We start from the raw sequence: 23300 nt of genomic DNA, 5'->3' as shown, positions 1-23300 counted from the left end.
ACGGTAATCTAGCTGGGTTAGCACTCTGACACAGCGAGTGCTAAGTTTGTCTCTGGAGAGCTGAAAGACAGGACATGGCAAAAAGAGTTTCCTTTGATGAGGCGTCGCGGCAGGCCCTCGAAAAAGGCGTCAACGCCCTAGCGGACGCCGTTAAAATTACCCTCGGTCCCAGGGGGCGCAACGTCGTTCTCGAGAAAAAGTACGGGGCACCCCAGATCGTCAACGACGGCATCACCATTGCTAAAGAAATCGATCTAGAAGACCCCTTTGAAAACCTGGGCGCGCGCCTCATGCAAGAGGTGGCTTCTAAGACCAAAGACCTGGCGGGTGACGGTACCACCACCGCCACCGTCCTGGCCCAGGCCATGGTTAAAGAGGGGCTGAAGAACGTGGCCGCTGGCACTAACCCCGTCAGCCTACGCCGCGGCATCGAAAAGGCCGTGACCACCCTGGTGCGTGAAATTGCCGCCGTGGCCAAACCCGTCGAAGGCAACGCCACCATTGCCCAGGTGGCTACGGTGTCCGCTGGCAGCGACGAGGAAATCGGCAAAATGATTGCCGAAGCCATGGACAAAGTCACCAAGGATGGCGTGATTACCGTAGAAGAGTCTAAGTCGCTCTACACCGAACTGGACGTTGTAGAAGGGATGCAGTTCGATCGCGGCTACATTTCCCCCTACTTTGTCACCGACCAAGAGCGGATGGTGACCGAACTCGACAACGCCCGCGTGCTAATCACTGACAAAAAAATCGGCTCTATTCAGGATCTGGTGTCGGTGCTGGAGCGCGTCGCCCGCGAGGGTGCCCCCCTGCTGATTATCGCCGAAGACATTGAGGGTGAGGCCCTGGCTACCCTGGTGGTTAACAAGGCACGGGGTGTGCTGAATGTAGCCGCCATCAAAGCGCCTAGCTTTGGCGACCGCCGCAAGGCCATGCTGCAGGATATCGCCGTGCTCACGGGCGGTCAGGTAATCTCCGAAGAAGTGGGCCTCAGCCTCGATACTGCCGACCTGTCAATGCTGGGTACCGCCACCAAGGCCACCATCACCAAAGACACCACCACTCTGGTCTCAGATGCGGGCAACAAGGGCGATATCGACAAGCGCATCGCTCAAATTCGCCAAGAGCTAGAGCGTACCGACTCTGAGTACGACAAAGAAAAGCTCTCTGAACGGCTGGCCAAGCTGGCGGGCGGTGTTGCCGTGATCAAAGTTGGGGCCGCCACCGAAACCGAACTCAAAGATCGCAAGCTGCGCATTGACGATGCCCTCAGCGCCACCAAGGCGGCTGTGGAAGAAGGGATCGTCCCTGGCGGTGGGGCCACCCTGCTGCACCTGGCTCCCAAGCTAGAGTCGCTCAAAGCCTCTCTCAGCGCTGAAGAGGCAATCGGGGTTGACATTGTCATGCGGGCGGTGGAAGCACCCCTGCGGCAGATTGCCGACAACGCTGGCCAGCAGGGCTCGGTCATCGTCGAAAAGGTGAAGGCGATGGACTTCCCCATGGGCTACAACGCCCTTACCGGCAGCTACGAAGACCTGATTCAGGCCGGTATCATCGACCCGGCCAAGGTCGTGCGCTCTGGCCTCCAAGACGCTGCCTCGATCGCAGGCATGGTGCTGACGACCGAAGCCCTGGTAGCCGAAATTCCTGAGCCTCCTGCACCCGCTGGTGACCCCGGTATGGGTGGCATGGGCGGCATGGGTGGCATGGGCGGCATGGGCGGCATGGGCGGCATGGGCGGCATGGGCATGATGTAGCCCGCTATCTCGACCATCCTTGAATAAATGCTTAATCTCTAGGGGTGCAGCGATCGCTGTGCCCCTATGCTTTTTAAGTGGCCAAATATTAAAGGAGTTAAGCGATGTCGCAGCGAAGACCCAATTCAGACTCTGAGTCGACATCGCCCATCGATTCACCGCTAACGCCATTGACGGCAGACATCCCTGACCCAGCGTCGTTCAACCCCAGTGGCCCTCACTGTGACCTCGCCCCTGTTGTCGATGGCGATGGCGATGGCCTGTTTGAATACCGATATTCGCCCCCTGGTGCGCTGCCCGGTACGCTGCGGATTCCTCCCGATGCCCTGCCTACGGAGCTGTTTTTAATCGACTACGGCCCCGATGCCGTGCGCACCGCCACTATCGACCATCCCGAGGAGTGCTCTGCGCTGGGGGTAAGCGATAGCGTGACCTGGCTTGACGCGCGGGGGCTAGGCACCGAGAAAACGCTGATCGACATGGGCCAGACCTTTGGCCTGCATCCGCTGCTGCTCGAAGACATTGTCAACGTGCCCCACCGGCCCAAAATCGACTTTTACGATGACAAGATTTTGATCATCATGCAGATGGTGCGCCCCAAGCCTTCGGGAACCGGGGTGGGCAGCGAGCAGGTCAGCTTTGTGCTGGGCCAGGGGTTTTTGATCACCTTTCAGGAAGAACCCGAGTGGGATTCCTTTGGCCCGGTGCGCGATCGCATTCGGCGGGGGACCGGCACCATTCGCCGCCAAAACGCCGCCTACCTCGCCTACGCCCTTCTCGACACCATCGTTGACAGCTTTTTCCCGGTGCTAGAGGTGATTGGCGAAACCCTTGAAGAACTGGAAGAAGAAGTGGTCGCCAATCCGACCAGTGCCACTATCAAAAAAATTCACCGCATGCGCCGGGGGCTAATGAAGCTGCGCCGCTACATCTGGCCCCAGCGCAGCGTGATCAACAGCCTCATCCGCGACAGCGACGAGCTAATTAGCCAGGAGGTGCGCGTCTACCTGCAAGACGTGTATGACCACATCGTGCAGGTGGTCGACATCATCGAAAACTACCGCGAAATCGCCTCCAGCCTGATGGATGTCTACCTATCATCGATCAACAACCGTATGAACGAGGTGATGAAGCTGCTGACGGTGATCTCCTCCATCTTCATTCCTCTCACCTTCATCGCCGGGGTCTACGGCATGAACTTTGACACCGAAGACTCACCCTTCAACATGCCCGAGCTGGAATGGTACTGGGGCTACGTCATCTGCCTGGGGGTGATGGGGGCGATCGCCATACTGCAAATCTACTTTTTCTGGAAACGCGGCTGGTTTGACAATTTTTCAACCACAAAACGCTGATACCATAACAACGCCCACAACTCCTGCACCCCGATGGATCTCAAAGCCCATATTCGCGACATTCCCGACTTTCCTAAGCCCGGCATCCTATTTCGCGACATTACGCCGCTGTTGGGTAACCCCACCGCCATGCAGTACAGCCTCGATCTGTTTGCCGAAAAGGTGGCCCAGCATCGCCCCGACTACATTGTGGGCATCGAGTCGCGGGGCTTTATATTTGGGATGCCGCTGGCCTACAAGTTGGGAGTAGGGTTTGCCCCAGTGCGTAAACCCGGCAAACTGCCTGCCGCCGTTCATAGCGCCAGCTACGCCCTGGAGTACGGCAATGACACCCTAGAACTGCACCAGGACGCCTTTCCGGCGGGCAGCCGCGTGCTAATTGTCGACGACCTGATCGCCACGGGGGGCACCGCTGCCGCCACTGCCGAGCTGGTGGAGAAAACCGGCTGCACCGTGGCCGGGTTCGGCTTTGTGATCGAGCTAGTGGGGCTGGATGGACGTGCCAAACTGCCCGACGTGCCCATCACCGTGCTGATGCAGTATTGAGTTGTCCCCAATTTGGCAGGGCAAATGCCATTTGCTCCTACCGTTGATCTTCCTGGGGCGTCAAGGCTAAGGCGTAGCGCAGGCAGCGCATTACCACAAACCACAGCACCGCAATCACCAGTACCAGGCCCACTCGGTTCACCCACCAGCTCGACTCCAGCGCCAGGGCGTTAAACGCCGCATGGGCGAGGATCGCGGCCAGCAGCCCGTTGCGCACTCGCCCGCTGCCCTGCCCAGGGGGCGAAAACTTGGCTATCCCCAGGCTATAGCCCCACAGCGATGACCACAACGCCTGGCCTGGGGCCGACAGCAGCCCCCGCAGGGCAAACATCGTCAGCACCGCCGTCCAGGCCGAGGCATTGACGGCGGCACCCGGCACCCCCAGCCGAGCGACGGCAAAGTAGGCGTAGAGCATAGAGCCAATTACCTCTAGGGTGGCAAAGCCCAGGCCCGCAGCGGCGGCAAAAATAATGCCGTCTACGGGTTCGTCGAACTCGGGGTGGTTGTATACGCCCCGCTTGACCACCCAGAACTTAGCTAGTTCGGCCAGCACCGGCACGACTGCGATCGCCATCAGCCAGGTCGGCAACGGCACAAACTGGCGCACCAAAAATACCGGAATAAACGCCAGCAGTCCCAGACCAAAAATCTTGAGCACCAGCCCGCGCGGCTCAGGGTTGAGCTTGTCGCGGGTGTAGAAAAACCAGAGCAAAAACGCTAGGGGAGCCAGGGCCAGGGCGACAATGCCCACTGCCGTAGCCAGCACGTTCGGATCGCTCGCCAGATTTGCCATTGGCCAAACTATTGGGTAAATCGCCTCTGAATCATACATCGGCTGACGGGGGGCAGTGAGTGGGTGGGTAGATGGGTGGATGGGTAGGTGGGTGGATGGGTAGGTGAGTAGATGGGTAGGTGGGTGGATAGATAAATTCAAAATTCAAAATTGAGAATTCAAAATTTTGAACTCTGAACTTTGAATTTCCCTTCCTCATTTCCTCACCTTCCTCATTTCCTCACCTTCCCCATCTCCTTACCAACAAGGGTCACAATCTTTGTAAGATAGGGGTTCACAGCAACCATTGAGGTGGCAAACAGTTCATGCAGGATGTGTTGGTCATTGGCGCAGGGCCGGCGGGGTTATCGCTGGTGGCAGCTCTGGCAGAGGCAGGGCTAGCGGTGCAGGGGTTGGCCCTGAACGATCCGGCGCAGCCCTGGCCCAACACCTACGGCATTTGGGCCGATGAACTCGAAGATTTGGGTCTGGTGCAGTTTCTAGAGCATCGCTGGAAAGATTGTGTAGTGCATGTCAACGGCGGCAAGCTGCCGCTGCACCGCGAGTACGGCCTGCTAGACCGAGACCGCCTGCAAACCCACTGGCTCGCCCAGGGTAACCAGCACCAGGTGAGTTGGCATCAGGGCAAAGCCTGCCAGGTTGAGCATTTCCCCAACTACACCCAGGTCACGACCGAGACGGGGGACCGGCTTACCGCCCGGTTAGTGGTCGATGCCAGTGGGCATCGGACGGCTCTGGTGCAGCGTCCGGAGGCGTCAGAGGTAGCCTTTCAGGCGGCCTATGGCATCGTAGGACGATTTTCTAAGCCCCCCACCGATCCTCAGCAGATGGTATTCATGGACTTTCGTGACGACTACCTGCCGCCAAGCGATCGCCAGGAGCCGCCCACCTTTCTCTATGCTATGGATCTGGGCGACGACGTGTATTTTGTCGAAGAGACTTCCCTGGCTCACCACCCGGCGATCGCACTGGAGACCCTAAAACAGCGACTGTATCAGCGCCTGCGCCACCGGGGCATTGAGGTTACAGACATTCACCACGTTGAGCAATGCCTGTTTCCGATGAATCAGCCGCTGCCCGATTTTACCCAGCGGGTGGTGGGCTTTGGCGGGGCGGCGAGTATGGTGCATCCGGCCTCGGGCTATATGGTGGGGGCACTGCTGCGGCGCGGTCCGGGGCTGGCCGATGCGATCGCCGCCGCGCTCAGCTCACCCCAGACCACCTCGGCCCAGGCCGCCCGCCAGGCCTGGGAAGCGCTATGGCCCGCCGAACGCGTCCGCAAGCACTACCTCTACCTCTTTGGCCTCGAAAACCTGATGGCCTTTGATGCGCCCCAGCTGCACCAGTTTTTTGCCGCTTTCTTTAGCCTGCCCACCGACGACTGGGCGGGCTTTTTGGCCGATAGTATGACCTTGCCCGAGGTGGTGCAGGCCATGATCGGGCTGTTTGGCCGCGCCCCCAACCCGGTGCGCCTGGCCCTGATGCGATCGGTCTTTAGCCACGGCCACCTGCTGGGGCGCACCCTGATGAGCTAACCCGAGACATGACGTATACTCAGGGGTTATACACGTCATCTAAGTCCAAAAGCGAAGTTCTGCCGGTGGGACAACTACAGATTCCGAGCTGGACTTGGTGTCAGCCAGGCCGATCAAAACCATTAACGTCGATGGGCTGCTAGGGTATAGCCGGAGATCATAGCTCGGCTAACTTCTGCACCTAATGTGGGCAACCTGACTGTATTCCACGGGTAGCCGCGCTGTTTTTACCCGATTGTTGTACCTGTCGCTGTTGAGTCCATTATGGAGAATCCTTTCATGGCTGAGTTACCCAACGCCGCCGCGGCCCAACCCGCACCGCCGCCGCCGCCGAGACCTCCCCAGTCAGCGGCCCAGGCCCAGGCTTCTGCGCAGGCCCGCGCCCAGGCGGCCGCCCGCGCCGCTGGTCAGGCCGCCGCCCAGGCTGCTGCCGGTCAGGCTTCAGCGGCTCCGGCCCCTCCCCCAGCGGCTTCCGCTCCGGCAGCTCCGCCCCCGCCTCCAGCGGCTGCGGCTCCGGCAGCTCCGCCCCCAGGGCAGGCTCGCCATCGACCGGCTTCTCCACCCCCCATGCCCAAGGCGGCTGACACCCTCAAGGTCAGCGGCGGGCTTACCCTCGAAAAAATTGTGCGCGAGGCCTTTGACAAAGGCTTCTCAGACATCCACCTGGGGGTGGGTGAAACCCCTCGGTTCCGCGATCGCGGCGATATCTCGGTCACTGAGTACCCAACCACCGACGAAGCCACCTTCTACAGCTGGCTTGAAGAAATTCTCAAGCCCGAAGAAATTCAAGAATTTCGCCAAACCCTCGACTTTGACGGGGCCGCCCAGTACGACTTCACCCGCATCCGGATCAACATCTTTGACTCGCTGCGCGGCCCGGCCATGGTGCTGCGTCTAATTCCGGTGAAAATTCTCACCCTCGACCAGCTGGGGTTCTCGCCCATCTTTCGCGATGTGTGCCATTACCACAAGGGCCTGGTGCTGGTGACGGGGCCGACCGGTTCGGGTAAATCGACCACCATGGCGGCGATGATTGACTACGTCAACACCGAGATGCCCAAAAACATCATTACCATCGAAGACCCGGTGGAATTTGTGCACACCAGCCGGCGATCGCTGATCAAACAGCGGGAAGTGGGCATGCACACCCAAAAGTTCGACAACGCCCTCAAAGCCTCCCTGCGGGAAGACCCCGACATCATTCTGGTCGGTGAAATGCGGGACAAAGAAACCGTCAACACCGCCCTTAAAGCAGCCCAAACGGGTCACCTGGTGATGGGCACCCTGCACACCAACAGCGCCGTCAAAACCGTAGAGCGGATTCTCAACCTCTACGAACCCGAGCAGCAGGCCCCGGTGCGAGTTTCCCTGGCGGAGTCGCTGGTGGCCGTCATTGCCCAAGGCCTTTGCCGCACCACCGACGGCAAGCGGGCCGCCTTCCACGACATCTTGATTAACACCGACGCCATCAAAGACTACATTTTGCGCGGTCAGCTCGACGAAGTCGAAGCGCTGATTCCCAAATGTACCTTCGACGGCATGTGTACCATGAACCAGTCGCTCTACGCCCTCTACGAGTCGGGGCGCATTACCGAAGAGACCGCGCTGGAAATGTCGCCCAAGCAAAACGAAATGGCCCAAATGCTGCGGGGCCGTGTCTAACTTCGCGATGTCTGACTCGGTTGCCCCCAGCTTTAAGGGCATTGCCCTATTTACCCCTGGGGGCGACTGCGTCTACTGCCTAGACGAGCAAAAGCGCGCCCACTGGCACTTAGACCTCTGTGCCGCGCTTCAAACCCACCTGGGGCTGACCGAGCCACCCTATTTTTTGCTGCCCTGCTTTACGGCCACCGTAGATCGCTGGGTCAACCCTACCACCCAGTCACCGGTTACAGTCGCCGAGGCCTACCCCCGCGCCCTGCGGTTTCAGCCTCTGCTCAACGCTCTGTTTGGCCTGGGTCAGCTCCAGTGGCAGCCCAACTACAGCAGCACCGAGGAATGTTCTGTGGCGCTGATTGAGTCGTATCGGCCTATATTTCCGCAGTTGTGGGAATGCCACGACTTAATCATGCGGGTTGAGCAGTCTATTGGGATGGCAGAGGAGCTTTTGCCAATCGATGCGATCGACGCTCTCGGTGCGGTGTCTCAGCCCCACTGTTTCAAACTGTTTGTCAGCGGCGCTGACACCGTAGCCACCGAGAGAATGCTGCGGTTTTTGTACACTACCCTGGAGTCGACCCTGCCCAGCGCCTACACCCTTCAGGTAATCGACGTTACTACTCACCCCGGTGAGGCCGAAGCGGCCCATGTCTCAGCCACCCCAACGCTAATTCAGGTGTGGCCGGAGCCGGTGCGGCGGGTGGTCGGTAACGTGCTGAGCCAGGAGCAGATGGCGCTGCTGCTGGCCTATCCAGTGCCCACCTAATTCCTTGAGCTAACTATCTATGTCGATAAAGAATATTGTCTCCCTGGGTCTGCTGCTCTTTATTCCAATTTCGATCGCAGCAGAACGGCTGGAGTGGGGTGCCCTCACTATATTTGTGCTGTCGGCGCTGGCCATTGTGCCCCTGGCGATTTGGCTGAGCACTGCGACTGAAGAGTTAGCTGTAGTCACAGGCCCTACCATTGGGGGCTTAATCAATGCGGTGTTTGGCAATGCCACCGAGCTGATTATTGCCCTGGTGGCGCTGAAGGCGGGCCTGATCGACATTGTCAAGGCCAGCATTACCGGGTCGATTTTGGCCAACCTGCTGCTGGTGTTGGGGCTGTCGATGTTCTTTGGCGGGCTGCGCTACAAAGAGCAGGAGTTTAACCAAAACGTAGCGGGCATTAACGGTAGCACCATGGCCCTGGCGGTGACGGCAATTGTGCTACCGGCCATGGTGATCAACACCTCCAACATCGTCGAGCCGGTTGCGATTAGCCGGCTGTCGCTAACGGTGGCTGCGGTGATGATTTTGGTCTACGGGCTAACGCTGCTGTTTTCGCTCAAGACCCATAGCTATCTCTACGATGTTGGGGTGAGTGACCTGGAGGGCAGCCACGGCGAGGGCGAGCACGGCGGAGAAAAACCCAATCTGTGGCTCTGGATTGGGGTGCTCTTGGCCGCCACCATCGGCGTGGCGATCGAGTCAGAAATTTTTGTGGGGGCGGTGGAAGAAACTGCCAACAGCCTGGGGCTGACGGACCTGTTTACGGGGGTGATTTTGCTGCCCCTAGTAGGTGGCGCGGCGGAGTACGTCACCGCTGTGCGGATGGCGGTCAAAAACAACATGGATCTGTCAGTGTCGATCGCCATGGGGTCGAGCCTGCTGGTGGCCCTGCTGGTGGCTCCTCTGCTGGTGATTGTGGGCCAGTTTATTGGTCAACCGATGGACCTTAACTTTGGCCCCTTTGAGGCGATCGCGGTGGTGATTGCCGTAGCGGTGGTCAACTTAATTAGCCAGGACGGCAAATCGAACTGGCTGGAGGGGGTGCTGCTGCTCTCCACCTTCGCTATTTTGGGCGCGTCGTTTTTCTTTCACCCGGTGTAGGCAGACCGGGTGAGAATGTGGGTCTCAATATCTCGAACGCTGAGCGGCGGATGAAAGAGATACCCCTGACCCAGCGCGCAGCCGAGCTGCCGCAGTTGGTCTAGCTGCTGGCGGGTTTCGATGCCCTCGGCAACAACGGTGAGCTCAAGCTGGTTGCTCAGCGAAACGATGGTGTTGACGATCTTAAAATTGCGGCTGCTCTCATGCATTTGACTGACAAAGGAGCGGTCGATTTTTAGGTCGTTGAGGGGGAAGCGGTGGAGCGAACTCAAAGACGAATACCCCGTGCCAAAGTCATCAACGCTGATGCGAATGTGGCGCGATCGCAGCTGTTCCATTAGGTCTATGGCCGTATCGGCGTTTTCGAGCAGGGCGCTTTCGGTAATTTCTAGCTTTAGACGGCTAGGGTTGACGCCCGTTTCGGCCAGCACGCGATCGATATCGGTCAGCAGGGTGGCAGAGGCAAACTGGCGCACCGATAGGTTGACGCTCATGGTCAGATCTGTCCAACCCTGCTGGTGCCAGGCCAGCAGCTGTCGGCAGGCCTGATGCAGCACCATAATGCCTACGGGCACGATCAGCCCGGTTTCTTCCATGCAGGGGATGAATTCGCCGGGGGAAACCATGCCGCGATCGGGGTGCTGCCAGCGCACCAGCGCCTCAAACCCGCACACCGCCTTAGTTTTTAGGTTGACAATGGGCTGGTAGTAGGCCACAAACTCCTGGTTGTCGAGGCCCCGGCGCAGGTCTGTCTCCAGGGTGAGGCGCGCCAGCATCGTCAGAGACATTTGGCAGTCAAAGACCTGGCAGATGTTTTTGCCCCGCAGCTTGGCTTTGTACATCGCCGTATCGGCGTCCTGCAGAGGTTCTTCGGGGTGCTGGTAGGCGCTGTTGCCCAGGGCTACCCCCAGGCAGGCGGTCATAAAAATTTCGCAGTCGCCGATCATAAACGAGCTAGCAAAGCTCTGCAGCACCGTGCGAATAAAAGGCTCTAGATCGGCTTCGTGGTGAATGTGATGCAGCAAAAAGCAAAATTCATCTTCACCTAGCCGCGCCAAACTGTCGTCGGGGCGCAGCAGCTGTCGCAGACGCTCAGCGATCGCCAGCAGGAGCTGATTGCCAACGGCGTGGCCAAAGGCACTGTTGACGAGTTTGAACTGGTCGCAGTCTAAATAGACCACCGCAAAGGAGAAACAGTTAGCCCGCAGGGTCGCGTCCAGCTGCTGAAGCAAAAAAGCGCGGCTGGGCAGCTGTGTGAGGGCATCGCGGTTGAGGCTGGCCTGCAGCTGGGCTGTGCGCTCCTGCACGGTTTTCTCTAGGCTGGCGTTGAAGGTCGCCAGGGCCTGATACTGCTGGCGAATGCGCAGCATCGATCGCACCCTGGCGGTCAGCTCTAGGCGGGTAACCGGCTTGCCAATAAAGTCGTCGGCCCCGGCTGCAAAACAGCGGGCTAAATCGGCCTTAGAGGTGAGGGATGTCACCATAATGATGGGCACCGCCTGCCACCGGGGCATGGCTTTGATGTGTTGGCAGACCTCCAGCCCGCTCATGCCTGGCATCATGACATCGAGCAAAATGACGTCGGGTTGAAAGAGGTCGAGGGCCGCGACCGCCGCTGCTCCACTGGCTGCGTAGTGCAGTTGATAGGTTTGAGCCTGCTTAGAAAATGTCTCTTCTGCTGCGTCAATGGCAAGCAGTGTCTCAATCACTTCAAAATTGCTGGGTTCGTCATCAACGATGAGAATTGAGTGAGGGTAAGCAGAGGACATAGACTTATTAATGAGGCTATTTGAGCAAGTAAAGCAATCGGCTGCTCGGCTGGCGAGTGGCGAGGCTTTGATCGTTCTCTAGACGCTTTTGTAGGGTTCTTCCATAGCGTTCCCAAACGCCTCTGGCGAGGGCTGCTTGCAGTACAGAAGCAACCAAACTTATAAAGAATTCAGAAAAATACCAGGAACCTGAGCAACAGTTTGAATGTCTATTTTTAGCAGAAGCCGCATGATATCAATCGATTTTTGAGAGGGCTGTTCAACGCTTTTGTGCAGAGAAAAAGGCTTAAATCAACGACTTGGGAATGTTGACATGTCATAACAAGCTACAGCCCCAAGCGCTTTAAAGACTCCGAATTATAGACTTGAATCTATACACAAGCTTTAACCATTAAGCGCAATGCGATGCAACAGGGCCGCTCTTCGTTTACCTAGAATTGGGCTGCTGGCGAATATTTATATTTATAGGAGATACTGAGGTGTTTGGCTAAAAAAATGCCGATTGTCTCAATAAGTTCCCCCTTACCTAGGCGTCTCAATGATTTTTCTGAGGCTCAGGATGATCATCCTATTCCTGGGATCTAGGGCAATCTATCTTTAGCGTAATTTTCCGCTGCTTTATATCATCCATGCGCCATTCTTTTGTCGGGATTACTGCCTCGGTATGCGGCGATACATCTGTTGCCGATGTGCTACGGATAATGGGCGGTAGTCAACCGCAACTTCCCTGTGTTTTTGTTGCCGACGGGGCAAATTTAGAGGGTATTTTTACTGAGCGCGATCTGTTGTCGCTGGTGGTTCAGGGGCGATCGCTCAGCGATCTGCCCATCGCTACCGTTATGCGATCGCCGGTTGTCACGGTGCGGCAGGCTGACCTGGGCGATCTCTCGATGCTGATGCAGCAGCTAGAGCAGCACTCCACCGATCACCTGGCTGTTCTAGACGATCGCGGTGTGCTGGTGGGGGTGATTACCCGAGAGCGCCTGCAGCCCCACCTGTGGGAGGTGCTCCAAGAACAGCAGGCTCTAGCAGCTTCGCTCAGCAACCGAGAGCAGCAGTATCAGTCGTTGATCCAGGCGCTGCCCGACTTGATTATGCGAACCTCGGCGGAGGGCATCTATCTTGACTGCGTTTTGTCACCTAGCTCCAATGTTCACTGTGGCAATGTTTTTCTGCCGGGCAAGCGGCTCGATGAAATTCTGCCATCAGAGTTAGCGACCCTGCGACTGAGGCACATTCAGCAGGCGCTTCAGACGGGGGATCTGCAAATTTATGAACAGCAGATTGTTATCAACGACAGCCTCCGCACTGAGGAGGTGAGAATTAACCCCTGCGCTACTAATGAGGTGCTGGTTGTGGTGCGCGATATTACCGAACACAAAGCGCTAGAAGCTACCAACCGAGCCATTGTTGAAGCCATCCCCGATCTGCTGGTGCGGATTAACCGGCAGGGGCAATATCTAGGCATACTGAGCGGTGGCTCAGTCAAAAAAGTGCTGCTGCCCCCCTCAACTTCGTTCAGCTACACCGTTTACGATGTCCTGCCCCAGCCTTTGGCTGCTCAGAAAGTTCGGATGGCACGGCAAGCAATTGAGACCGGGGCTGTTCAGGTCTACGAGCATCAGCTCGAGATCGAGGGTGAGCTGTATTGGGAAGAAGTGCGAGCTAGCTCGATTAACGGTGATGACGTGCTGTTTGTGATTCGCGACATCAGCGAGCGTAAACGCAGCGAAGCCGAACGCGACCAGGCCGAACGGGCGCTGGCCCTGAGCGAGGCCACCAACCGCGCAATTCTGGCGGCGATTCCAGACTTATTAGTACGGGTCAGTGCCGAGGGCCAATATCTCGATTTCATCAGCCCCGATCGCAGTTTTAATGTCTTTGCTTCTGCCCTGGCAATGCCAAACGGCACCATACCCGAGCTGCTGCCGCCAGAGGTGGCACAGCTCCAGATGGCCGCTATTCGTCGTGCCCTAGAAACCCGAGAGCTGCAGGTTCACGAACAGCAGATTCAGGTGGGCGATCGCCTACAGTACGAGGAGCTGCGGGCAATCGCAATCAGCGCCACTGAGGTGCTGCTGATCATTCGCGATATCAGCGATCGCCGCCGGGCCGAAGTTGCCCTTCAGGCTCTAAACCGCGAGCTGGAGGAGCGCGTCGCGCAGCGCACCGCCGCCCTGGGCGAGAGCGAGGAACGCTGGCAGCTGGCTATCCAGGGCAGCAATGCCTCCCTGTGGGACCTTAACCTGATCACCGGAGAGGTCTTTCGCACCGAGCGCTGGAAGGAGCTGCGGGGGCTATCGACGCTGGAAGATGCTAGCCAGACCGCATGGCTGAACGGCATTCATCCCGACGATCGCGATCGCGTTTTGGCCGCCTTTAACGCTCACCTGGCCCGAAAAACCCCCTTCTACGAGGCCGAATACCGCATTCGGCACCAGGCCGGCCACTACCTCTGGATTCTGGATCGGGGTCAGGCCTGCTGGGACGACAGCGGCAACCCCGTCCGCATTATTGGTTCAGAAACCAACATTGATCGCCGCAAGCAGGCCGAAGAGCAGCTGCTCAAGAACGAAGCGCACCTGGCGGCGGCCCAGCGCGTTGCTCGCCTGGGCAGTTGGGAGTTTAACCCGCACACCTACGCGATTGATTGGTCAGCCGAAACCTACCGCATCTTCGGTCGGGCCGCCGAGGCGGGGCCACCCACCTTCGCCGAATTTCTGGCGTATATCCATGCCGACGATCGCGCTGCGATCGAGCAGAAGACCCAGGCGGTGATTGACCAGAACCAGCCGTTTGAGGCTGAATACCGCCTCTACCATCCCGATGGCAGCCTGCACTACGTGCTGTCGCGAGCCGAACTGGTGCATCGAGAAACCGGGCAGCCGCTGGCGCTGGTGGGTACGGTGCTCGACATCAGCGAGATCAAACGGGTCGAGGCCCAGCTGCGCTATAGCCAGGCTGCCCTGGCCGAAGCTCAGCGCATGGTGCATTTGGGCAGTTGGGAACTGGATGTGCTCACCCAGAAACTGACCTGGTCAGACGAACTCTTCCGCATTCTGGGCTTTGACCCCAGCAACCCCGAACCGGCCTACGCCGAGCATTTTAATTACTTTCCGCCGGAGGATCGCGATCGCATGCAGCAGTACCTTGACCGGGCGATGCAGGAGGGCATTCCCTACGAGGTCGAGGTGCGGTTTTTGAGGCCCAACGGCACCCTCGTCTACCTAGAAGCTCGTGGCAACGTCAAACGCAACGCCCAGGGTCAAGTGGTCAAACTATTTGGCACCGCCCTCGATATCACCGATCGCAAACTCGCCGAACTGGAGCGGCAGAAGCTGTCTGAACGCCTGAGCCTGGCGCTCAACTCCGGCGCGATCGGCTGCTGGGAGTGGGATATTCAGCAAAACACTATCCTGTGGGATGAGCGGATGTACGAGCTTTACGGGCTCTCTAAGGCTGACTTTGGCCCCGATGCCGACGCCTCTTGGGCCTACCAGTTTTGGGCTGACAAAGTGCACCCCGACGATCTTGAAGCGGCAGAAGTGCTGCTGCAGCAGACTGTGCTGGGGCAGGCTACTTACGATCCTGAATTCCGCGTGGTTCATTCCGACGGCAGCATTCACCACATCAAAGCCTACGGCAAGGTGCGCTGCGATGGCGATGGCCATCCCAAAAGCATGATTGGGGTGAACCTAGACATTAGCGAGCGCAAGCAGGTTGAAGAACGACTCCAGCACATTAACGAGCGCCTGGTCTTGACCAATGCCGAGCTAGATCGCGCCACTCGCCTCAAAGACGAGTTTTTAGCCAGCATGAGCCACGAGCTGCGCACGCCGCTGAACGCTATTTTGGGCATGGCTGAGGGGTTGAAGGAGCATGTTTTTGGCCCCATCAATGACCGTCAAAGCCAGGCTCTCAGCACCATCGAGCGCAGCGGCCTGCACCTGCTAGACCTAATCAACGACATTCTCGACCTGTCTAAGGTTGAGGCCGGCAAACTAGAGCTAGAGCCCGTGGCGTTGAACGTAAAGCAGCTCTGCGAGTCGAGCTTGAGCTTCGTCAGGCAAATAGCGTTTTCAAAAAACGTTGGCCTTAGCCTAGAAAGCCTTCGACCGATTCCCGACATTGCGGTAGACGAGCGGCGTATTCGTCAGGTTTTAATCAACTTGCTCAGCAACGCGGTTAAATTTACCCCCGCGGGTGGGCAGGTCACCCTTACGGCTGAGGTTGAACCGCAAGGCCCTGCCAGCGCTGTCAACAACTGGCTTAAATTGTCGGTCACCGATACAGGCATTGGCATTGCCCCGGATAACATAGCCAAACTGTTTCAGCCCTTTGTCCAAATTGATAGCAGCTTAAGCCGTCAGTATACGGGGACTGGCCTTGGTCTGGCCCTCGTGCGCAAGATCGTTGAACTCCACGGCGGCAGCGTGTCGGTCACCAGCGAGGTCGATCAGGGCAGCTGCTTCACCGTCACGCTGCCCTACCTGAGCGAGACGGGCCTAGACGCGACTGTTAGCCCCACCGCCCCGGCCCAGCCCCTCGATGCCAACAATACCTGTGTGCTGGTGATCGAAGACTCGGTCGAAGCGGCCGGTATTTTGGCTCGCTATCTGCAGGAACAGGGGCTAGACGCTATTGTCTGCCCTAGCGGCGATCGCGTCATGCAGGAGGCCGTGCAGGCGCAGCCCGCCCTGATCATTCTCGACATTCTGCTGCCCGATCGCTCGGGGTGGGACGTGCTGCGGCAGCTCAAAGCTTCGCCCCAAACCCAGGCTATTCCGGTGATTGTTGTATCAGTGGTAGACGAGCGCTCCTATGGGTTGTCGCTAGGGGCCTCAGACTATTTGGTCAAGCCCATCACCCGTCAGCAGCTCCAGCAGACCCTAGAGAGTCTGCAGCAACGCCACCCCGCCCCGCTGTCTCCCGCGCTCATTGTCAGCTTGCCCGACCCTACTCACCAGGCGGTAGACAGGCCGCTGATTTTGCTGGCAGAGGACAATGACATGAACGTAGCCACTATTTCGAGCTTTCTCACCGCCTCGGGGTACCGCCTGATCTACGCCAAAAGCGGCCAGGAGGCGGTCGAGCTGACCCAAACTCAAGCGCCAGACCTGATCCTGATGGATATTCAAATGCCCGGTATGGATGGTCTCCAGGCCATGCAGCTGATTCGCAGCGACGCTCGATTTGCCACGTTACCTATTATTGCCCTGACGGCCCTGGCCATGCCCGGCGATCGGGAGCGCTGCCTGGAGGCCGGTGCCAATCAGTACCTGCCCAAACCCGTCAAAATGAAAGAGCTAAAGGCCTTAATTCAGCAACTGCTAGCGTTCTAGCGGGCTCCGTAACATACTGATACAAATTTTCCATGCCGCTGGCGCGGCTGAGTGCCCAGCACTCGCTTCGCGAACGCCAATGACTTCGTTTAGGGAACGGCTATGTTTAGAGCAAGTCCGAGTTCAAAAACCCCCGATCAAACCCGAGCAAAACAGTTGTCAAGAGCAAAAACTTGGATAGCAAACAGGCCTGTAGCCATCGCTCTAGACCCTTTTTAGGGCACAGCCCTGGCGTAGTGCTCGGTTGAGCTAAAACATCCTCCTTACGGAAGATTTGTATTTACAACAGAGTCGAGTTGAATGGAATTTACCGTTTATATACACGGTTCCATCCTCCATGAGACGCGACGCGAGCGGCAAGTTTGTGAACAACTGGGAGCGAGAGACAAAACATCGAGTCAGCCTATCTCTAACCCACACGGCCTGGCGATCGCTCGATCAAGTGGCGCAGCAGCGAGGCACGTCCCGCTCCGAAGTCATTGAGCGGTTTGCCCGCAGTTTAGGCGCGGCAGACGCTACCGGCTGCGACGAAGAAAATGCTCAAATCGGGCGGCTGCAAGCCCAGCTGCTTGAGCTACAGCAGCAAAAACAGGCGCTGGAGGCGCAGCTAGCCAGTACCTCAACTCAGGTAGACCGGGCAACGGAACGCAAGGTCACCGCCATTTTGGAGAGTATCACCGATGCCTTTGTGGCCTTTGACCGCGACTGGCGCTACACCTACGTCAATCGGGCGGCGGCCCAGATTTTGCACAGAGTGCCAGAAGACCTGCTTGGCAGGGAGGTTTGGCAAGAGGTTTTTCCTGAGCTGGTGGATGGGGTAGCCTACAAGGCCATGCACCGGGCGATCGCAGAGCAAGTGCCGGTCGCCTGGGAAGAGTTTGGCGAGCCGGTGCAGTGCTGGATCGAGGCCATAGCCTATCCCTCGGCGGAGGGCCTCACGGTTTATTTTCGAGATGTCACCGACCGCAAGCAAGCGGAGGCGGAACGAGAGCAATTGCTCCGCGAGTTGGCAACAGAACGGGCTCAGTTTGAAGCGGTGCTGCGACAGATGCCGGCGGGCGTTTTGATTGCCGAGGCCGCGTCTAACAAATTAATGCTGGCCAACGAGCAGGCGAAACAAATCTTGGGCTATAGCTACGAGCACTCCTACGAACTGGAAGACTATGTGTCCATCATGCCCTTTGAGGTGTTTCGCTCCGATGGCCAAAAGTACGAGTCCCATGAGTATCCGCTGGCGCGATCGCTGAGAGCCGGTGACGTCATTAGCGATGAGGTGATGGAGCTGCGCCAGGAGGATGGTCAGCGTACCGTGATTACAGTTAGTTCGGCCCCAATTTTAGATAAGCAGGGGCAAATTTTGGCGGCCGTTGTAGTGTTTCAAGACATTACCGAACGGCAGCACACCGAAAGGCTCCTCAGACAGCAGGCGGAAGACCTTGAAAACCAGCAGAAATGGTTAGAAGCCGTTCTCGATCTGATGCCAACGCCCACTGTTTTCATTGAACCAGAAACCGCAAACGTCACGTTTGCCAATCGCATTGCCAATGAGTTAGCCGGGGGCGATCTACCTAAAAACAAATCTTTAGAGGAATATGCCAACGCCTACTACTGCACCGATGCCCAGGGCGGTCGCATTCCAACCGACCAAATGCCCGCCGTGCTGATTGCCCGTGGGGAGCAGCTACAGAACTACGAGATGAACTGGCATACCCCCGGCGGCATTCGCGCCACCCTGTGCTGGGGAGAAATATTGCCCGCCATGTACGGACACCCGGCGATCGGCATTGGCATGTTTCAGGATGTGACCCGCCTCAAGCAGATTGAGGCAAATCTGCGGCAGGCCGAAGAACGGTTACAGCTAGCCCTCTCATCGGCCCGAATGGTGGCCTGGGATGTGGATCTAGAAACGCAGCAGGTTGTATGTTCTCCCAATGCCGAAGAGATTTGGGGTATGCAGGTGGGCACCACCAAGGCATTTAGAGCCTGCATTCACCCCGACGATCGACCGCTGCTCAGGCAGGCGACCGAGCAAGCCGTGGTGGGAAATCGGGCCTTTGCCCAAGACTATCGAGTGATTGCCCCCGACGGTGGGGTGCGGTGGCTCAAGAGCCAGGGACAGGTCTACCTCAACGAAGCCGGGCAAGCCGTGCGCATGATCGGGGTTTCGATCGACATTACCGATCGCAAGCAAATCGAAGCCAACCGCGAGGCCCTGCTGGCCGAACTGCAGCGCAAAGAACGGCAGCAGCAGTTTCTAATTGAGCTAAACGACGCCGCTCGCACCCTGCAAGACTCCGAGGAAATTGTCTGGCAGGTGGTCAATGCCACCGGCCAGCACTTCAACGTCAACCGCTGTGCCTACGGCGAAATTGACGCCGCCCAAGACCATGTGATCGTCGAGCGCGACTACTGCGACGGCGTTATTAGCGTTGTCGGCAAACACCACATGGATTCGTTTGGGGTTGACATCATTGCCGAGCTCAAGCAGGGCAAAACCGTCGTGGTTGACGATGTTGATCGCGACCCTCGCACCGCTGGGGTCGGAGCGGTAGCCTTTGCCGCCATTGAAACCAAATCGCTGGTTTGCGTGCCGCTGGTAAAGCGGGGGCGGTTTGTGGCCCTGCTGGTGCTCCACCACGCCACGCCGCGCCACTGGACGGCCGACGACGCGGCTCTGATGGAGCGCATTGCCGAAAAAACCTGGCTGGCCGTGGAGCGATCGCGGGCCGAAGCAGAGCTGCGCGAAAGCGAAGCGCGGCTCCAGATCGCTCTTAACGTTGGCCGCATGGGCACTTGGGAACGAGACCTGCAAACTAACGTCATCCGCTGGTCGGCAGGACATTTCACCATACTGGGTTACCAGCCCGACGAGGGCGAACCGAGCTACAGGATGTGGGCCGACCGCGTCCATCCCGATGATCTGGCACTGGCCAAGGCAAAGCTCCGGCAGGCAATTCAAGACCGCACTGAGTACCACCACGAATATCGCCTGCGCTGGCCCGATGGTTCTATTCGCTGGGTCGAGGCTAGAGGGCAGTTTTCCTACGACGTTCAAGGCAACCCCAGGCAGTCGATCGGTGCGGTAATCGATATTACTGAGCGCAAGCAGGCAGAAGAGGCCCTGCATCAAGCGCTGCAAAAGCTCAACTTTCACGTTGAAAACACGCCGATGGCCGTTGTCGAGTGGGATCGAGACTTTCGCGTGACCCGGTGGTCTGCGGGTGCCGAGCGCATTCTGGGTTGGCGAGCCGAAGAAATGCTGGGCAAAACGCTAGCCGAGATCCCGCTGATCTACGAAGACGATCTAGAACCGGTTACTGAATCCTGCCGCCGGTTGGTTTACGGTGAAGAGTCCCACATTTTTTCCTACAACCGCAACTACACCAAAGATCGCGCCGTGGTCCACTGCGAGTGGTACAACTCCAGCCTTAGAGATGAGTCGGGACAGATGACCTCGGTTTTGTCTCTGGTGCTGGATGTCACCGAGCGCAAGCAAGCCGAGCAGGAGCGAGAACAGTGGCTAGAGCGAGAACGCCTGGCCCGAGCCCAGGCTGAAGCCGCCCAGCAGCAGTTGGCAACCATCGTTGACACCTCCCCCATTGGGCTGGCGCTATTGGACAGTGAGCAGCGCTATATCGCCATCAACGAAGCCCTAGCCGAGATCAATGGGTTACCCCGTGACTATCACCTGGGTAAGTCTATTCAAGATCTATTTGGCCAAGTCGATCCCGAAATTGTTGACGTTTTTCGTCAAATTTATGCCACGGGTCAGCCGTTTCTCTCGCCAAACCTGCCCATTAACACTCCTGGCCGCGACGATCGCCGTCCCGGCTACTACAACGTCTACTACCTGCCAACGGTCGACTCAGACCAGCGGGTAGAGCGGCTTTTAGCCTACGTGGTCGATGTCACTGAGCAGGTCAAGCTAGAGCACGCCCAGCGGTTTCTTGCTGAGTCGAGCGCGGTGCTGGCGTCGTCTCTCGACTACCAAACCACCCTGGAGCAAGTTGCCCGGCTCACCGTGCCAGAATTGGCCGACTGGTGTACCGTCCACATTGCGGAAGAGAGTGGCGCGATTGACCAAATTGCTGTGGCCCACATTGACCCAGCCAAACTGGAATGGGCCTACCAGATCCGAGATAAGTACCCGTTAGACACCGAGGCCGAGCGCGGTGCCGCCCTCACCCTGCGCACTGGGCAACCCGACCTGGTGCCCGAAATTCCCGATGAGCTGCTGGTGCATGCCGCCAAAGACCCTGAGCATTTAGAGATTTTGCGGCAGGTGGGCTTTAGCTCCGTAATGACAGTACCGCTGTGTAGCCAAGACCGCATCATCGGCGTGATCTCGTTTATCTCGGCGGAGTCGGGCCGCCGCTACACGACCGCCGATTTGCAGCTGGCCGAAGAACTGGCCCATCGGGCTTCGCTGGCGATCGAAAATGCCCAGCTCTACCAGGCTGCCCAGCGCGATCGCACCAAAGCCGAAGCCGCCAACCGCATCAAAGACGAGTTCTTGGCCGTCCTGTCCCACGAGCTCAGGTCGCCCCTGAATCCAATTCTGGGCTGGGTCAGACTATTGCGCAGCAAACCGCTGGATGCGGCCAAAACCGACCAGGCCCTCGAAACCATTGAGCGCAACGCCAAACTTCAGGCCCAGCTAATCGAAGACCTGCTCGATGTCTCCCGTATTTTGCAGGGCAAGCTGACTTTGACCATTGCTCCGGTAAACCTAGTCACCACCATTGAAGCGGCGGCTGAAACCGTTCGCCTGGCGGCGGAAGCCAAACGGATTCAAATTCAAACCAGGCTGGAGGCGATCGCGGGCCAGGTCTTAGGCGACACCAACCGGCTCCAGCAGGTGGTGTGGAACCTGCTCTCCAACGCGGTCAAGTTCACCCCAGCGGGTGGGCAGGTCGCCATCACCCTGGATCAAGTTGACACCTACGCTCAAATTCAGGTTAGAGATACCGGCAAAGGCATTCACCCCAACTTCTTGCCCCACGTGTTTGACTACTTCCGCCAGGAGGATGGCACCACCACCCGACAGTTTGGCGGCCTAGGCCTGGGGCTGGCGATCGTGCGCCAGCTCACCGAACTGCACGGCGGGCTGGTTACCGCCGAAAGCCCAGGCCAGAACCTGGGTGCAACCTTTACGGTGCGGCTACCGCTGGCCCTGACCAGCCAGAATCAGCCGTCTGCCGCGGCCCCCCTTAACCAGGCGACCGACCTAACCGGGCTACGAATCTTGGTGGTAGACGACGAGGCCGACATGCGCGAGCTGGCCTCCTTCATTCTCACCCAGGCGGGGGCAGAGGTAGCCACGGCGGCCTCTGCCATTCAGGCCCTCAGCCAGCTCAACCAGGCGGTGCCCGACCTGCTGCTGTGCGATATCGGCATGCCCGAAATGAATGGCTACGCGCTGATTCAGCAGATCCGCAAACGGCTGCACGACCAGGGGGGCAATATCCCCGCGATCGCCCTCACCGCCTACGCCGGAGAGGTCAACCAGCAGCAGGCCCTCGCCGCTGGCTTTCAGCTGCACCTGGCCAAACCCATCGAGCCCGACCTACTGGTGAGCACGATCGCCACCCTAGTGCAGCCCCGATCGCCAGCCTGCTAGGGCCGGGTCGGCATCGGCTGCGGGCGATAATACCCTCGGTTTCACCGGCCTACCCCTATGCTCAACTACGTGCGATCGCGCCTGCTGCCCTACCTGCGCACCCAGGTGCTGCCCTCCAAACCCGCCCAGCTGCTCGTGCAAACCTGGCTCAAGTGGGATCGCGACAACGTGCCCGGTATGGCGGCGGCGCTGTCCTACTACGCGCTGTTTTCGCTGTTTCCGCTGCTGCTGGTAGTGCTGAGCGTGGCCGGGGCGCTGGTAGGGCCAAATACCGAGGTGTTTGAGGCTATCGAGGCGGTGGTTGTGCGCTACCTGCCCCCCGAGGTGCACGAGCTAATTAAAGACACCATCGTTTCTCTCTACGAAAACAGCGTCGGAGCGGGGTTGATTGGCTTTGGCATTTTGCTGTTTGCCGCCAGCACCATCTTTGCAATTTTGAAGCGATCGGTAAATAAAATCTGGGAAACTCCCAGCCGCGTCAGCGAAGCCGGGTCGCCCGTCCGCATGGTGCTCTTTTTTGTGGTCAACAAGCTGTCGGCGTTTTTGCTGGTGCTGGCCACGGCGCTGCTGCTGCTGGCCTCGCTGCTGTCGCAGATTGTGATTAAGGTCATTCTTACCCTGGTAAATACCTTTCAAGCAACCTTTGACCTGCTCACCATTGACGAAGCCATTTTGAGCAAAAGCCTGGAGGCGGGCTGGTCGTTTTTGGCCCTGGGGTTTGCGATCGCCGGGCTGTTCCGCATTCTGCCTTCGATCAAACTCTCCTGGCGCGACATCTGGCCCGGTGCCCTGCTGACTACCCTGCTGCTGGCCGGGCTGCAGTGGCTGGTCAGCAACAGCGTCATCAGCCTGGGCAGCCGCTTCATTTCCTACGGCGTGATCGGCAGCGTGATGATTCTGATGCTGTGGATTTTTTTGGCCTGCCAAATCTTTTTTGCAGGCTGCGAGTTTTCCTATGTGTATGCCCACATGTTTGGCACCAGGCGACGGGCCCCCCGATCTGGAGAATAGGAGGGATGGCAGCTAAAAAGCGAGCCTTGCTGGATACAG

Annotated in this window: 12 protein-coding genes; 10 read left to right on the top strand and 2 right to left on the bottom strand. The window is 58.3% G+C overall.

Annotation, left to right across the window (positions count from 1 at the left end):
- The first annotated feature begins 74 nt into the window (after window positions 1–74).
- From groL to IQ265_RS24585, 3 genes are all read left to right on the top strand, one after another.
- Window positions 75–1757: a chaperonin GroEL gene (gene groL, locus IQ265_RS24595; RefSeq protein ID WP_194058505.1), complete on the top strand. Its 1683-nt coding sequence runs from the start codon at window positions 75–77 to the stop codon at window positions 1755–1757.
- A gap of 104 nt (window positions 1758–1861) precedes the next feature.
- On the top strand, window positions 1862–3112 hold the full coding sequence (gene corA / locus IQ265_RS24590) for a magnesium/cobalt transporter CorA (RefSeq protein WP_228038431.1): 1251 nt from the start codon (window positions 1862–1864) through the stop codon (window positions 3110–3112).
- Window positions 3113–3145: 33 nt separating this feature from the next.
- On the top strand, window positions 3146–3658 hold the full coding sequence (locus IQ265_RS24585; protein ID WP_194058503.1) for an adenine phosphoribosyltransferase: 513 nt from the start codon (window positions 3146–3148) through the stop codon (window positions 3656–3658).
- Window positions 3659–3695: 37 nt separating this feature from the next.
- Here the strand turns inward: IQ265_RS24585 and IQ265_RS24580 are convergent, their stop codons facing one another.
- Window positions 3696–4451, bottom strand: a complete 756-nt coding sequence (locus IQ265_RS24580; protein WP_194058501.1) for a PrsW family glutamic-type intramembrane protease — start codon at window positions 4449–4451, stop codon at window positions 3696–3698.
- A gap of 305 nt (window positions 4452–4756) precedes the next feature.
- Here IQ265_RS24580 and crtL point away from each other — a divergent pair, with 305 nt between their 5' ends.
- The 4 genes from crtL to cax all read left to right on the top strand — a co-directional run bounded on the left by crtL (window position 4757) and on the right by cax (window position 9519).
- A complete protein-coding gene (crtL, locus tag IQ265_RS24575) occupies window positions 4757–5986 on the top strand; it encodes a lycopene beta cyclase (protein ID WP_194058499.1) in 1230 nt (409 codons plus the stop codon).
- Between the two features lie 279 nt (window positions 5987–6265).
- Entirely contained in the window at window positions 6266–7648 is a 1383-nt protein-coding gene (locus IQ265_RS24570; RefSeq protein WP_228038430.1) for a type IV pilus twitching motility protein PilT, read from the top strand.
- A gap of 7 nt (window positions 7649–7655) precedes the next feature.
- On the top strand, window positions 7656–8411 hold the full coding sequence (locus IQ265_RS24565) for a circadian clock KaiB family protein (RefSeq protein ID WP_194058495.1): 756 nt from the start codon (window positions 7656–7658) through the stop codon (window positions 8409–8411).
- Window positions 8412–8430: 19 nt separating this feature from the next.
- Window positions 8431–9519, top strand: a complete 1089-nt coding sequence (gene cax, locus IQ265_RS24560; RefSeq protein WP_194058493.1) for a calcium/proton exchanger — start codon at window positions 8431–8433, stop codon at window positions 9517–9519.
- Here cax and IQ265_RS24555 read toward each other — a convergent pair.
- Window positions 9507–11288 (bottom strand): EAL domain-containing protein, encoded by a 1782-nt coding sequence (locus tag IQ265_RS24555; protein WP_194058491.1) that lies wholly within the window; start codon window positions 11286–11288, stop codon window positions 9507–9509. The two genes, cax and IQ265_RS24555, sit on opposite strands and share 13 nt — an antisense overlap.
- A gap of 629 nt (window positions 11289–11917) precedes the next feature.
- Here IQ265_RS24555 and IQ265_RS29025 point away from each other — a divergent pair.
- The 3 genes from IQ265_RS29025 to IQ265_RS24520 all read left to right on the top strand — a co-directional run bounded on the left by IQ265_RS29025 (window position 11918) and on the right by IQ265_RS24520 (window position 23261).
- Window positions 11918–16630, top strand: a complete 4713-nt coding sequence (locus IQ265_RS29025) for a PAS domain-containing protein (RefSeq protein ID WP_228038429.1) — start codon at window positions 11918–11920, stop codon at window positions 16628–16630.
- A gap of 337 nt (window positions 16631–16967) precedes the next feature.
- Entirely contained in the window at window positions 16968–22250 is a 5283-nt protein-coding gene (locus tag IQ265_RS24525) for a PAS domain S-box protein (RefSeq protein WP_194058489.1), read from the top strand.
- 57 nt (window positions 22251–22307) lie between these two features.
- A complete protein-coding gene (locus tag IQ265_RS24520) occupies window positions 22308–23261 on the top strand; it encodes a YihY/virulence factor BrkB family protein (RefSeq protein WP_194058487.1) in 954 nt (317 codons plus the stop codon).
- Window positions 23262–23300: the final 39 nt, after the last annotated feature.

Source organism: Nodosilinea sp. LEGE 06152 (genome assembly GCF_015207525.1).
In the GTDB taxonomy this organism is placed as follows: Bacteria; Cyanobacteriota; Cyanobacteriia; order Phormidesmidales; family Phormidesmidaceae; genus Nodosilinea.
Note: the sequence above shows the minus strand (reverse complement) of the source record. Positions and strands in the feature narration are given on the sequence as shown.

Excerpts from the sequence above, each read along its gene's own strand:
- IQ265_RS24585 (WP_194058503.1), top strand. The coding sequence starts at position 3,146 with ATGGATCTCAAAGCCCATATTCGCGACATTCCCGACTTTCCTAAGCCC.
- crtL (WP_194058499.1), top strand. The coding sequence starts at position 4,757 with ATGCAGGATGTGTTGGTCATTGGCGCAGGGCCGGCGGGGTTATCGCTG.
- IQ265_RS24570 (WP_228038430.1), top strand. The coding sequence starts at position 6,266 with ATGGCTGAGTTACCCAACGCCGCCGCGGCCCAACCCGCACCGCCGCCG.
- IQ265_RS24520 (WP_194058487.1), top strand. The coding sequence starts at position 22,308 with ATGCTCAACTACGTGCGATCGCGCCTGCTGCCCTACCTGCGCACCCAG.
- IQ265_RS24565 (WP_194058495.1), top strand. The coding sequence starts at position 7,656 with ATGTCTGACTCGGTTGCCCCCAGCTTTAAGGGCATTGCCCTATTTACC.
- groL (WP_194058505.1), top strand. The coding sequence starts at position 75 with ATGGCAAAAAGAGTTTCCTTTGATGAGGCGTCGCGGCAGGCCCTCGAA.
- IQ265_RS24580 (WP_194058501.1), bottom strand. The coding sequence starts at position 4,451 with ATGGCAAATCTGGCGAGCGATCCGAACGTGCTGGCTACGGCAGTGGGC.
- IQ265_RS24555 (WP_194058491.1), bottom strand. The coding sequence starts at position 11,288 with ATGTCCTCTGCTTACCCTCACTCAATTCTCATCGTTGATGACGAACCC.
- cax (WP_194058493.1), top strand. The coding sequence starts at position 8,431 with ATGTCGATAAAGAATATTGTCTCCCTGGGTCTGCTGCTCTTTATTCCA.
- corA (WP_228038431.1), top strand. The coding sequence starts at position 1,862 with ATGTCGCAGCGAAGACCCAATTCAGACTCTGAGTCGACATCGCCCATC.
- IQ265_RS29025 (WP_228038429.1), top strand. The coding sequence starts at position 11,918 with ATGCGCCATTCTTTTGTCGGGATTACTGCCTCGGTATGCGGCGATACA.
- IQ265_RS24525 (WP_194058489.1), top strand. The coding sequence starts at position 16,968 with ATGAGACGCGACGCGAGCGGCAAGTTTGTGAACAACTGGGAGCGAGAG.